11 protein-coding genes are annotated in these 12281 nt (G+C 67.8%); 6 read left to right on the forward strand and 5 right to left on the reverse strand.

Annotated elements, in window-relative coordinates:
• From prpC to A3AG_RS0110240, 5 genes are all read left to right on the forward strand, one after another.
• Nucleotides 1-1123 (forward strand): bifunctional 2-methylcitrate synthase/citrate synthase (prpC, locus tag A3AG_RS0110215; RefSeq protein WP_018005301.1); only part of this gene is annotated, 1123 nt, incomplete at its 5' end.
• A gap of 176 nt (nucleotides 1124-1299) precedes the next feature.
• The gene (locus tag A3AG_RS0110225) at nucleotides 1300-1857 is read left to right on the forward strand and encodes a hypothetical protein (protein ID WP_018005302.1); all 558 of its coding nucleotides are present in this window, start codon (nucleotides 1300-1302) and stop codon (nucleotides 1855-1857) included.
• Nucleotides 1858-2073: 216 nt separating this feature from the next.
• Nucleotides 2074-4779, forward strand: coding sequence for an aconitate hydratase AcnA (gene acnA, locus A3AG_RS0110230; protein ID WP_018005303.1), 2706 nt, complete (start codon nucleotides 2074-2076; stop codon nucleotides 4777-4779).
• A gap of 217 nt (nucleotides 4780-4996) precedes the next feature.
• Nucleotides 4997-5152: a hypothetical protein gene (locus A3AG_RS34215; RefSeq protein WP_018005304.1), complete on the forward strand. Its 156-nt coding sequence runs from the start codon at nucleotides 4997-4999 to the stop codon at nucleotides 5150-5152.
• Nucleotides 5153-5259: 107 nt separating this feature from the next.
• Nucleotides 5260-6462 carry a DUF2863 family protein gene (locus A3AG_RS0110240; RefSeq protein ID WP_018005305.1) on the forward strand — a complete coding sequence of 401 codons (1203 nt, stop codon included), beginning with the start codon at nucleotides 5260-5262 and terminating at the stop codon, nucleotides 6460-6462.
• Between the two features lie 60 nt (nucleotides 6463-6522).
• On the opposite strand, the gene trmB is transcribed toward A3AG_RS0110240, so the two are convergent.
• Nucleotides 6523-7209, reverse strand: a complete 687-nt coding sequence (gene trmB, locus A3AG_RS0110245; RefSeq protein ID WP_018005306.1) for a tRNA (guanine(46)-N(7))-methyltransferase TrmB — start codon at nucleotides 7207-7209, stop codon at nucleotides 6523-6525.
• Between the two features lie 118 nt (nucleotides 7210-7327).
• Between trmB and A3AG_RS0110250 the strand changes: the two genes are divergently transcribed.
• On the forward strand, nucleotides 7328-8947 hold the full coding sequence (locus A3AG_RS0110250) for an ABC transporter substrate-binding protein (protein ID WP_018005307.1): 1620 nt from the start codon (nucleotides 7328-7330) through the stop codon (nucleotides 8945-8947).
• A gap of 246 nt (nucleotides 8948-9193) precedes the next feature.
• Here the strand turns inward: A3AG_RS0110250 and A3AG_RS0110255 are convergent, their stop codons facing one another.
• The 4 genes from A3AG_RS0110255 to A3AG_RS0110270 all read right to left on the reverse strand — a co-directional run bounded on the left by A3AG_RS0110255 (nucleotide 9194) and on the right by A3AG_RS0110270 (nucleotide 12272).
• A complete protein-coding gene (locus A3AG_RS0110255) occupies nucleotides 9194-10066 on the reverse strand; it encodes a class I SAM-dependent methyltransferase (RefSeq protein ID WP_018005308.1) in 873 nt (290 codons plus the stop codon).
• Between the two features lie 57 nt (nucleotides 10067-10123).
• Entirely contained in the window at nucleotides 10124-10876 is a 753-nt protein-coding gene (locus A3AG_RS0110260; RefSeq protein ID WP_018005309.1) for a membrane protein, read from the reverse strand.
• A gap of 224 nt (nucleotides 10877-11100) precedes the next feature.
• Nucleotides 11101-11538: a universal stress protein gene (locus A3AG_RS0110265; RefSeq protein WP_018005310.1), complete on the reverse strand. Its 438-nt coding sequence runs from the start codon at nucleotides 11536-11538 to the stop codon at nucleotides 11101-11103.
• Between the two features lie 230 nt (nucleotides 11539-11768).
• Complete coding sequence (locus tag A3AG_RS0110270) at nucleotides 11769-12272, reverse strand: DNA-deoxyinosine glycosylase (protein ID WP_018005311.1); 504 nt, start codon at nucleotides 12270-12272, stop codon at nucleotides 11769-11771.
• Nucleotides 12273-12281 lie beyond the last annotated feature (9 nt).

Consider the following 12281-nt stretch of genomic DNA (forward strand, 5'->3'; position numbering starts at 1 on the left):
CAAGAAATCCGTCGCGCTGTCGGGCGTGACCGCCGGCAACACCGCGCTGTGCACCGTCGGCCGCACCGGCAACGACCTGCACTACCGCGGCTACGACATCCTCGANATCGCCGAGACCTGCGAATTCGAGGAAATCGCCCACCTGCTGGTGCACGGCAAGCTGCCGACCAAATCCGAGCTGGCCGCCTACAAGGCCAAGCTCAAGAGCCTGCGCGGCCTGCCCGCCAACGTCAAGGCGGCGCTCGAATGGGTGCCCGCCAGCGCGCACCCGATGGACGTGATGCGCACCGGCGTGTCGGTGCTGGGCACGGTGCTGCCGGAGAAGGAAGACCACAACACCCCGGGCGCGCGCGATATCGCCGACCGCCTGATGGCCAGCCTGGGCTCGATGCTGCTGTACTGGTACCACTACAGCCACAACGGCCGCCGCATCGAGGTGGAAACCGACGACGACTCGATCGGCGGCCACTTCCTGCACCTGCTGCACGGCGAGAAGCCGTCGGCGCTGTGGGAGCGCGCCATGAACACCTCGCTCAACCTGTACGCCGAGCACGAGTTCAACGCCTCGACCTTCACCGCGCGCGTGATCGCCGGCACCGGTTCCGACATGTACTCGTCGATCGCCGGCGCGATCGGCGCGCTGCGCGGCCCCAAGCACGGCGGCGCCAACGAGGTCGCGTTCGAGATCCAGAAGCGCTACGACAACCCGGACGAGGCCCAGGCCGACATCACCCGCCGCGTCGAGAACAAGGAAGTCGTGATCGGCTTCGGCCACCCGGTGTACACCACCGGCGACCCGCGCAACCAGGTGATCAAGGAAGTGGCGAAGAAGCTGTCGAAGGACGCCGGCTCGATGAAGATGTTCGACATTGCCGAGCGGCTGGAAACCGTGATGTGGGACATCAAGAAGATGTTCCCCAACCTGGACTGGTTCAGTGCGGTCAGCTACCACATGATGGGCGTGCCCACCGCGATGTTCACACCGCTGTTCGTGATTTCGCGCACCTCCGGCTGGGCCGCGCACATCATCGAGCAGCGCATCGACAACAAGATCATCCGCCCCAGCGCCAACTACACCGGGCCGGAGAACCGGAAGTTCGTGCCGATCGGCAAGCGCAAGTGAAGCCAGCCCAAGTGAAGCCGGCCCAACAGCGGCGCCGATTATGTAACCAAAGCCCAGAGCACTACGCCGCCCCGGCCAAATCGTAGAGAATAGCGGCGGCAATGATCCCAGCGCCGCCCGCGTGCCGGGGGCACATGACCATAAATCGATTTCAGTATCCGAAAGGCACTCACAAAATGAAACATCTTGTCCTTGCCGCCTGCATCGGCGCCTTCAGCCTGACCACCGCCACCGCCGTGATGGCGCAGGAGCCGGCCAAGAAGACCACGACCAAGAAGAAGTCGTCGAGCAAGAAGGCCGCCGCCGGCGCCGCCGCCGCGGCCGGCACTGCCGCGGCGGTGACCCCGAGCGGCGAGAAGTGGCAGTGCGAGCTGGGCAACAGCCTGTATATCGCCGGCGACATGCTGCGCGACGAAGTCCTGACCGTGCACTGGCAAGGCCGCGACTACAAGCTGCCGCGCCAGGCCACCGTGACCGGCGCCGACCGCTACTACGACGCCCGCACCGGCCTGGACCTGGTGGTGATCCCGAGCAAGGCCATGCTGTTCAACAAGAACCTGGGCCAGCGCCTCGCCGACGATTGCCAGAGCGCCGCCATGCAGGCCGGCGCCGCGGCCCCCACCCAGGCCGGCGGCCTGCGCGCGCCGGCCACGACCCCGCTGCTGGTGACCCCGCCGGACGGCCAGACGATTCAGCCTGGAAGCACCCAGCAATCCGCCGCGCCCAAGCAGTAAATCCGTACCGGGGCGCTGGCGGCCGCTGCATGGCGGCCGCCAGCGCCCTTTTTGCCTTGCCGTGCCGGGTGGCGGCGAAGCCGCGCCCCGGTTAGAGTATGCAGTTGCAGTGCGCTGCCTGCCTCGGACCGCGGTCAAACGCCGTGGCGGCGCACCGGGGTCTCGATTCAGGTCCGAGCCAATGCCATCGCATCATCCTTCGATCGGAGTACGGCAATGCCCCACAACCTCAAGAACACGCTAAAAGAATTCAGCATCGGCCCTTCCGGCAAGGGCCAGTATTACTCCCTGCCCCAGCTGGGCAAGGCACTGGACCTGGACATCGGCCGCCTGCCGGTGTCGATCCGCGTGGTGCTCGAATCGGTGCTGCGCAACTGCGACGGCAAGAAGGTCACCGAGGAACACGTCCGCCAGCTGGCCAGCTGGAAGCCCAACGCGGAGCGCGTCGACGAGATCCCGTTCGTGGTGGCGCGCGTGGTCTTGCAGGACTTCACCGGGGTGCCGCTGCTGGCCGACCTGGCGGCGATGCGCAACGTGGCCGAGAAGATGGGCAAGAACCCCAAGCAGATCGAGCCGCTGGTGCCGGTCGACCTGGTGGTCGACCACTCGGTGCAGATCGACCACTTCCGCGAAAAGAAGGCGCTGGACCTGAACATGCAGCTGGAATTCCAGCGCAACAACGAGCGCTACCAGTTCATGAAGTGGGGCATGCAGGCCTTCGACACCTTCGGCGTGGTGCAGCCCGGCTTCGGCATCGTGCACCAGGTCAACCTGGAATACCTGGCCCGCGGCGTGCACAGCAAGGATGGGGTCTACTACCCTGACACGCTGGTCGGCACCGACTCGCACACCACCATGATCAACGGCATCGGCGTGGTCGGGTGGGGCGTCGGCGGCATCGAGGCCGAGGCCGGCATGCTGGGCCAGCCGGTGTACTTCCTGACGCCGGACGTGGTCGGCGTGGAACTGAAGGGCCGCCTGCGCGAAGGCGTCACCGCCACCGACCTGGTGCTGACCATCACCGAGATGCTGCGCAAGGAAAAGGTGGTGGGCAAGTTCGTCGAATTCTTCGGCGAAGGCACCGCCAGCCTGGCCCTGCCGGACCGCGCCACCATCGGCAACATGGCGCCTGAATACGGCGCCACCATGGGCTTCTTCCCGGTGGACGAGAAGACCATCGAATACTTCCGCGGCACCGGCCGCACCGACGAGGAAATCGCCGCGTTCGAGGGCTATTTCCGCGCACAGAACATGTTCGGCATTCCCCGCGCCGGCGAGATCGACTACAGCAAGGTGGTGACGCTGGACCTGGGCACGGTGGCGCCGTCGCTGGCGGGGCCGAAGCGTCCGCAGGACCGCATCGAGATCGGCAACGTCAAGAGCACCTTTGCCTCGCTGTTCAGCAAGCCGGTGGCCGAGAACGGCTTCAACAAGGATGCCGCCGAGCTGAACCGCAGCTACAGCACCGCCGACGGCATCGAAGTGCGCAACGGCGACGTGCTGATCGCCGCCATCACCTCCTGCACCAACACCTCCAACCCCAGCGTGCTGCTGGGCGCCGGCCTGCTGGCCAAGAAGGCGGTCGAAGCCGGCCTGAGCGTGGCGCCGCACATCAAGACCTCGCTGGCGCCTGGCAGCCGCGTGGTCACCGAATACCTGAAGGCCGCGGGCCTGCTGCCCTACCTCGAAAAGCTCGGCTTCGGCGTGACCGCCTACGGCTGCACCACCTGCATCGGCAATGCGGGCGACCTGTCGCCCGAGCTGAACGAGGCCATCACCAGCAACGACCTGGTCGCCGCCGCGGTGCTGTCGGGCAACCGCAATTTCGAGGCCCGCATCCACCCCAACATCCGCGCCAACTTCCTGGCCTCGCCGCCGCTGGTGGTGGCCTACGCCATCGCCGGCAACGTCACGCGCGACCTGATGACCGAGCCGGTCGGCAAGGGCAAGGACGGCCGCGACATCTGGCTGGGCGACATCTGGCCAAGCTCGGACGAGATCCACGCCCTGATGAAGTACGCGATGGACGCCAAGACCTTCAAGGGCAACTACGAGCAGGTCAAGAAGCCGAGCAAGCTGTGGGGCGCGATCCAGGGCACCAAGGGTCAGGTCTACGACTGGCCCCGCTCGACCTATATCGCCGAGCCGCCCTTCTTCCAGGACTTCAGCATGGAGCCGTCGGCGGCCTCGGCCAGCGTGCGCGGCGCGCGCGCGCTGGGCATCTTCGGCGATTCGGTGACGACCGACCACATCTCGCCGGCCGGTTCGATCAAGGACACCTCGCCGGCGGGCAAGTACCTGCTGTCGCACGGCGTGCTCAAGGCCGACTTCAACAGCTACGGCTCGCGCCGCGGCAACCATGAGGTGATGATGCGCGGCACCTTCGCCAACGTGCGCATCAAGAACCTGATGATCCCGCCGACGGCGGACGGCGCGCGCGTGGAAGGCGGCATCACCATCCACCAGCCCACCGGCGAGCAGATGTCGATCTATGACGCCGCGATGAAGTATGTCGCCGAGGGCACGCCCACGGTAGTGTTCGGCGGCGAAGAATACGGCACCGGCTCGTCGCGCGACTGGGCCGCCAAGGGCACGCAGCTGCTGGGCGTGAAGGCCGTGATCGCGCGCAGCTTCGAGCGCATCCACCGCTCCAACCTGGTCGGCATGGGCGTACTGCCGCTGCAGTTCAAGGGCGCCGACAGCGCGCAGACGCTCGGCATCACCGGCAACGAGACCTTCGACATCGAAGGCATCGAGGGCGAACTGAAGCCGCAGCAGGACGTGGTGCTGGTGATCAGGCGCGCCAACGGCGACGTGCAGCGCGTGCCGGTGCTGCTGCGCATCGATACGCCGATCGAGGTCGACTATTACAACCACGGCGGCATCCTGCCGTTCGTGCTGCGCCAGCTGCTGGCCGCCTGAGCGCCCTTTCGCGCCATCGACGCCGCCCGTCCCGCCCTTTCCAGGAGCGTGGCAAGGCGGCGTTTTTTATTTGGCGCTTGCGACCCGGGAATCACCTGCGGCGCCGCCCGGCGCGTGTAAGTTTGACGCAAGCCATGGCTGCCAAACTGTGTCGCACAAGAACGCGGTCGAACGACCGCAAGCCGGACACCGGCATCACCCAGAACCAGGAGACACCATGGCTAAGATCCTCATCGCATTCATCGTGGTCGCCGGCGCGGCCCTCTACCTGCTGACCAAGGGCGGCAGCGACGTTTCCATTTCCGGCGAGTCGCACAGCGTCGAGAGCCACGCGCCCGCCGCTGCCCCGGCTTCCGCTGCCGCCGAAAAATAAGTCGCTGCGAGCCGTAGCGTCCACACCGGCCGCCCGCATATAGCGGTCTCCCTGTCAACGCAGCGAGTAGAATACCGTTTTACGCAAAAAACGGACGGTTTCTTTCTATGGCAGGTTTTCGCCCCAAGGCTTCCCCGCGACTCTCTCCCGACGCCGAGCGTCTGGTGGCCGATGCGCTCGCCCTCGACGCATCGGGCAGCCGCATGGAGGACGGATACTGGGAGCGGCGGCTTTCGCAGCGCCTTGGCCGCCTGCTGAAGAACGGTAGCCAGACCGCACTCGACGCGGCGCTGGAGCACCTGTTCAAGCACAATGCCGACGCCTCCGATGTGCTTGCCGAGCAGGCCGAGACGCTGGCCGAATCCGCCTCGATCGAGGTCGACGGCCAGCAGTATGACGCGCTGCTGATCGCCGCGCCCATCCTCGCACACACCCGCTACGCGATCCCGTCCGGCGCGCTCAAGCCGGAACTGGCGCAGACGCTGGCCGTGCACCTGCAGGCACATGTGCTCGCCAACGGCACCAAGGTCGCGCTGTCGCCCTACCTGTACAGCATCGACCAGCTGCCGCGCACCCACAGCGACACCTTCGCGCTGACGCACAAGCTGGCCGCGGCGGCGCTGGCCGGCGCGGTGCCCAAGGTCGACCTGCGCGACCTGCCCGAGACCGCGCCGATCCTGGCCGACCCGCGCTACCTGCTGGCGGTGGTGGTGGCGCCGCGCGAACAGGCGCTGTTCCGCTGGCAGGAAGACGCCAAGGACCACCACGCCGAGCGCTCGACCTGCCTCGAACAATGGCGCAGCCAGGTGCAGCCGTCGGTGGCGCTGCTGCTGCCGGGCTGCGAGTTCGAGCTGCTGCTGCCGGACGCGTTCTTCCTGTCCTGCCGCGAATCCGACAAGAGCATCCGCCCGCTCACCGTGCGCGCCGCCGTCAACTACCTGTGCGGCACGCTGGACATCTCCGCGGGGCAGCTGGCCGCGGTGGTGGCCGCCTTCGGCGAGGAAGTGGTCGAGGAATACCGCGTCGGCTTCACCATGCGCGGCGAGAAGGACGTCATCTACGGCATCGTCTGGCCGGTCTACGGCCGCGAAGCCGGCGAGGTCGATGCCGACGAAAAAGGCAACCCGCTCGAGCAGATCTGCGAAGAGCTGCGCAATGCCGGCGTCGAGGACATTTTCCGCCACGCCGCGCTGTTCGATCCGGAATACTGCGAAGACTGCGGCACGCCGCTGTACGCCGACCGCAACGGCGAGATCGTGCACGCCGAACTGCCCGAGGACGCGCCTACGCAGCAGCCGCTGTTCCACTGACACGCCCGGTCCCCGGACAGCGAAACGGCCCGCGATGCGGGCCGTTTTCATTGTGGTTGCTCAGGCGGGCCGGCGCTCGCTGACGCAGCGCCACAAGCCATGGCCGGAGGCCGCGTACTTGCGCTCGAACGGCGTCATCGGCTGCGCCGGCGCCCAGGCCTCGACCCGGGCCGGGCGTCCCGCCAGTTCCAGCGCCTGCGCGAACTCGTCGATATAGATGCGCCAGTTGCTGCGGCACTCCAGGTAATCGCCGCACGCCGCCAGCGCCGGGAACACCGCGTGCCCCTGCCAGCGCCGCCCCAGGTGGCCGATCTTCGGCCATGGGTTCGGGTACAGCACGTAATGGCGCGCCACCGGCACCGCATCCGCCTGCAGCAGGCGCCAGACATCGACCAGGTCGGCGCGGGCCCAGCAAAAATTGACCGGCATCGGCGCATCGCCCCACCAGTCCTTGCCGGCGGCGAGGCGCTTTTCGGACTGGTCGACGCCGATGACGAAATGGTCGGGGAACTGCGTGGCCAGGCGCAGCGTGCTTTCCCCCACGCCGCAGCCGGCATCGAGGATCAGCGCCGGGCCGCCGGCCTGCTGCCAGCGCTGCAGCGCCGCGGCCAGCTCGCGCCGGCTGGGCTCGCCGATGGGCTTGCGGAACGGCTCGGCGAGATGGCGCGCGACGCGCGCGGCCAGGTGTTCATGGACTTCGGACTGCGCCGAGACGATGGTGCGGGAATTGGCGAACATGGACGCCATTTTACCGGGCAGCCTTGCCGGCGAGGCTGCACCCATGCCACTTTAGCGGCACAATGCGGGACAACCCCGCCTGAGAACCTGTCCGCGTTCGCGTGGACCCGTACGAGGAGCCTGCCCGATGACAACCCTCCATGCCTTGCCGCCGCAACGTCCGCCGCGCCGCGCGGTACTCCGTGCCGCCGCGGCGCTGGTGTTCGGCGGCACCGCCCTCGCCCTGCTGCCGGCCGGCGCCGCGCAGGCCGAAGACCTGCGCATCGGCCTTGCGGCCGACGTCACGTCGATGGATCCGCACTGGAACAATGCCGGTCCCAACAACGCCATTGCCCTGCACGTGTTCGAGTCGCTGGTGTTCATGGACAAGAACGCCCGCTATATCCCCGGGCTGGCGCTGTCGTGGAAGCCGGTCAACGCCATCACCTGGGAAATCAAGCTGCGCCCCAACGTGAAGTGGCACGACGGCTCGCCCTTTACCAGCGAAGACGTCAAGGCCTCGCTGGAGCGGCCGGAGAAACTGGTCAACAGCCCGGGCTCGTTCACCAGCTACACCAAGCCGATCGCCCGCATCGACACGCCCGACCCGCTCACCGTGCGCCTGACCATGAGCGTGCCCAACTACGCCAACCTGGCCAACGACCTGAACAGCGTGCCGATCATGCCGAAAAAGGTCGCGGCCACGCTGACGCAGAACGATTTCGACTCGGGCAAGGCCATGATCGGCACCGGCCCGTTCCGGTTCGTCCGCTTTGCGCGCGGCCAGGAAATCGTGATGGCGCGCAATCCCGACTACTGGGGCCCCAAGCCCGAGTGGGACCGCGCGGTATTCCGCATCATCACCGACAACGGCGCGCGCAGCGCCGCGCTGCTGGCGGGCGATGTCGACGTGATCGAGAGCGTGCCGTCGGCCGACGTCGCCAAGCTCAAGCAGAACCCGAAGTTCAGGATCGAGCAGCAGGTGTCGTGGCGCACCGTGTTCTGGCAGATGGACCAGTCGCGCGACAACCCGCCCTTCGTCACCGACAAGGCCGGCAAGCCGCTGGGCAAGAACCCGTTCAAGGATGCGCGCGTGCGCGCCGCGGTCAGCAAGGCGCTGAACCGCGACGCCATCGTCGGCCGCATCATGGAGGGGCTGGCGGTGCCGGCCTCGTCGATCGTGTCGCCGCAGATCTTCGGGCATCCCGGCACCAAGCCCGAGGCCTATGACCCGGAAGGCGCGAAGAAGCTGCTGGCCGAGGCCGGCTACCCCGATGGTTTCGGCCTGACGCTGCACGCCACCAACAACCGCTACCTGAACGACGCCGCGGTGGCGCAGGCCACCGCCAGCATGCTGACCCGCATCGGCATCCAGACCAAGGTGGAAACCATGCCGGTGGCAGCCTACTTCACGCGCGCGCGCCAGGGCGACTTTGCCTTCCAGATGCTCGGCTGGGGCTCGGCCGCCGCCGACGTGGCGCTGCGCTCGATCACCGGCACGCCCAACCCGAAGACGGGCTACGGCACCTGGAACTGGGGCAAGTACAGCAACCCGCAGCTGGACCAGCTGATCGAGAAGTCGCTGACCACGGTCAGCAGCGACAAGGCACGCGAGGAAAATGCCCGCGCCGCGGCAAAATTCGCGCTGGCCGACCACGCCATCATTCCGTCGCACAGCCAGCTGGCGATGTGGGCGATGAGGAAGGGACTGAAGTACGAGGCGCGGACGGACGAGTGGTCGCTGGCGCAGTTCTTTCACAAGGAGTGAAGGCGTACCGTCTTGCTGGCGGTTCGCGCCCCTCTCCCGCTTGCGGGAGAGGGGCGGGGGTGAGGGCCGGCGTTTCAACGGGCGTCGTGCTGGAAAAAACCGAGGGCTTCGCTCGATGTGGTGCCTTGCTAAACCACCCCTCACCCCGGCCCTTTCCCCATGAGGGGAGAGGGAGAACACCTTGCCTGGGCCAGCTCGGGCGCCTTGGGCGCATCCAACACCACTCTCCCCTTTTTGCGTTGTCGCTTAAATCTTCAGGCGCTCTTCCTGCCGCGCATTCGCTGCGCGCAGCTTCTTGACCCAGTCCCGCGCCGGCAGCCCCGTGGTGTTCTCGACCACGTCGGCGCGCGCTTCCAGCACCTCCCACGCCACATCGATTTCCGGCCCGCTGAAGGCCAGCGCGATGATGTTGCCGTCATGCACCTCCGGAAACACCAGCACGCGGTTGTCGAAGGCATCGCAGATGCGTTCGATGTTCTTCGGAAAGCTGTCGTGGTCGCCGAACAGGTTGATCGTCATCACCCCCGGGGCCTTCAGCGTGCGGCGGCAGGCGCGGTAGAACGCGGTGGTGTCGAGTACCGGGCCGCGCGCGGTGGCGTCGTACAGGTCGACCTGCAGCACGTCGATGGCGCCGGCGTGGGCGCCGTCCATGACGTAGTCCCAGGCGTCCTGCTCGCGCACGGTCAGGCGCGCGTCGTCCTCGCGCAGGCCGAACATGCTGCGCCCGGCGACGATCACGGCGGGATTGAGCTCCACCGCGGTCACGCGCGCGCGGCTGAACTGGCGATGGCAGAACTTGGTCAGCACCGCGGCGCCCAGGCCCAGCTGCACCACGTGGAATTCATCGACCGACGGCGACAGGAACAGCAGCCAGGCCATCATCTGCTGCGCGTATTCCAGCTCGATCGCGTCCGGCTTGCGCAGGCGCATCGCACCCTGCACCCACTCGGTGCCGAAGTGCAGGTAGCGCACCCCTTCCATTTCCGAGAACGTCACCGGCGCGAAGCGCGGCGTCATGCGTTTTTCTTCGCGGGCCGACGCCTCGCCACGGGTACGGGTGCCGCGTGCCGGACGGCGCGAGGCCACGGCTTCAATCGATTTGCGTTTCAGTAGGGTCATGTCGTCGAGAAAGGCGTTCGCCGCCCGCACCGGCCGGCGGCGCGAACGAACGCGGATTTACTTGCCCAGCGCCGCCTGCGCCCGCTGCAGCCAGGCGCGGTTGTGGTCGCGCGCGTGGCGCGGCCAGTGGCGGGCATCGTGGATGATATCGGCATAGAGCTGCTGCGCGCGCTCGCGGTCGGCCGGGTCGGGCTGGGCGGACAGCCAGTCGGCGAACAGGCAGCGCGGCGCGGCGTCGCTGGCGCTGGTGAGCGCCTGCTCGAAGGCGGCGCGCGTGCCGGCCGCGCCGGTGGCGGCCAGCGCCTGCGCGTACAGCAGGGCCGGCTCCGGTTGCTGGCGCGCGTGCGGCTGCGCCGCGAACAGCTTCTCCAGCGTCGCCAGCGCGCCGGGCGCATCGCCGGTGGCGAACTGCGCCTGCGCCAGGCCCTGCAACAGCGCGGGATCGGTCGCGAACGGGCCGTTGGCGGCCGCCTGGTAGTGCTGCAGCGCCTTGGCCGGCGCGCCGGCGGCCAGCAGCGCCGCGCCCAGGCGCATGCGGTGCGCCACCGTCGGGGCCCGGTCGAAATCCGAGTGTGCCTCGCGCACGGCGCGGTTGGGATCGACCAGCTGCGTGATGGCGCGCGTTGCCGCGCGCGCCCCACGCGACTGGCGCAGCTCGGGCAGGTAGATCGCAAAGAAATAGACCACGCTGCCCAGGCCGGGGAACAGGAACAGGATCAGCAGCCAGTACATGTTCTGGTGCGTGCGCACCGCGTGCACGGCAAAGAACAGTGCGACGATGATATGGATGCTGATGCCGAAGATACGCATAGGAAGATCACCTTTGAGGCCATGGCGGGCGCGCCAGCCGCCGGCATTGTGACAGAAAGACGTGGCGGCGGACCCGAGCAGGCCTCGGGCAAGGCAGCGAGCAGGGCCGCGAACCGTCCCTCAGGATGCCAGAAGCGCCTGAGGACGGCAAAAAAGCGGCCCCGGCAGCGCCGGTGTCGCAACCGGTGCCGCCGGGGCCCTGCTCGTTGCCGCGCGTCGCCGTGCTAGCGATAGACCAGCACCGGAATCTTGCTGTGCGTCAGCACCTTCAGCGTCTCGCTGCCGATCAGCATGCCCTGGATGCCGCGCCGCCCGTGCGACGCCATCACGATCAGGTCGCAGCCCTTGTCCTCGGCAGTCTTGATGATGGCCTCATAGGGATGGTCGTTGACGGCGTAGGTGGTGTCGCACGGCACGCCCGCCGCGCTGGCTTCCTCGGCCCGCTCGCGCAGGTACTGCGAGGCGCCCTCCGCCGCTTCCTTGACGTAGCTTTCGCGCGTGTCCTCGAGCATCTCGACCTGGTAAGTCAGCACATGGTAGTTGGGACAGACGCGCACCGCGGTGGTACGCGCGCCCATGTCGCGCGCCAGCGCGAGCGCCTTGCGGAACGCCGATTCAGACAGGTCGGAGCCATCGACCGCCAGCAGGAGATGCTTGAACATGATTGCCTCCTTGCCGGCAGGTTCACCGGCCCAGGCAACACTTCCGGTGCATTCGCGCCAAGCGTCCGAAAGTGCGAGCCCGCAAGGCGCACAAGGAGCGGCCGATACTCCCGGTTGGGAATAGGGACCGGCCCGATTCCAGTATAGGTGCGCGATGGCCCACGGCAATCCGGAAGGCGTCACTTCCGGTCAGGGCCGATCCGATACGCGCAATGCCGGCGGCAGGCGCTTCAGTCCAGCAGACCGCGCCACAACGCCAGCTTCTGCTCGAAGCTGCGCGCCGCATGCGCCGGGCTGGACGACGGCAGCACCACGGTCTCGTAGCCCTGCGCGGCAAACTGCGGCGCAAAGCGGCCGGAGGTGCCACCATTGAAGCCGATGCGCCGCAGCGCCGGCGCCAACGCGCGCAGGCGCGTGAAATCATTGGCCTGGGGATAGCGGATATTGCTGTCCAGGCTGCCTTCGCGCTGGCACGCGCCCAGCACGTCCCACACGCCGATCCGATGCGCCAGCAGCCGCACCAGCCGTTCCCCGTAGGGCAGCTCCGCCAGCGGCTCGCCGGTCAGCGCGCCCAGCAGCGGCCAGAACTGGTTGCGGGGATGCGCGTAATACTGGCGCGCGGCCAGCGACGCGGCACCGGGGAAGCTGCCGAGCACCAGCACGCGGGTGTGGGCGTCGATGACCGGCGGCAGGCCCTGGTGGAAGTCGGGTTGAGGCGGGGAGGTGTCGGGCATGACGAGTAC

It is taken from the genome of Cupriavidus neocaledonicus, from assembly GCF_000372525.1.
In the GTDB taxonomy this organism is placed as follows: domain Bacteria; phylum Pseudomonadota; class Gammaproteobacteria; order Burkholderiales; family Burkholderiaceae; genus Cupriavidus; species Cupriavidus neocaledonicus.

Bases quoted from the DNA above. Each gene is read 5' to 3' on its own strand.
- A3AG_RS0110260 (WP_018005309.1), bottom strand. From the start codon at position 10,876: ATGCGTATCTTCGGCATCAGCATCCATATCATCGTCGCACTGTTCTTT.
- A3AG_RS0110255 (WP_018005308.1), bottom strand. From the start codon at position 10,066: ATGACCCTACTGAAACGCAAATCGATTGAAGCCGTGGCCTCGCGCCGT.
- A3AG_RS0110240 (WP_018005305.1), top strand. From the start codon at position 5,260: ATGGCAGGTTTTCGCCCCAAGGCTTCCCCGCGACTCTCTCCCGACGCC.
- A3AG_RS0110265 (WP_018005310.1), bottom strand. From the start codon at position 11,538: ATGTTCAAGCATCTCCTGCTGGCGGTCGATGGCTCCGACCTGTCTGAA.
- A3AG_RS0110270 (WP_018005311.1), bottom strand. From the start codon at position 12,272: ATGCCCGACACCTCCCCGCCTCAACCCGACTTCCACCAGGGCCTGCCG.
- A3AG_RS0110250 (WP_018005307.1), top strand. From the start codon at position 7,328: ATGACAACCCTCCATGCCTTGCCGCCGCAACGTCCGCCGCGCCGCGCG.
- A3AG_RS34215 (WP_018005304.1), top strand. From the start codon at position 4,997: ATGGCTAAGATCCTCATCGCATTCATCGTGGTCGCCGGCGCGGCCCTC.
- acnA (WP_018005303.1), top strand. From the start codon at position 2,074: ATGCCCCACAACCTCAAGAACACGCTAAAAGAATTCAGCATCGGCCCT.
- trmB (WP_018005306.1), bottom strand. From the start codon at position 7,209: ATGGCGTCCATGTTCGCCAATTCCCGCACCATCGTCTCGGCGCAGTCC.
- A3AG_RS0110225 (WP_018005302.1), top strand. From the start codon at position 1,300: ATGAAACATCTTGTCCTTGCCGCCTGCATCGGCGCCTTCAGCCTGACC.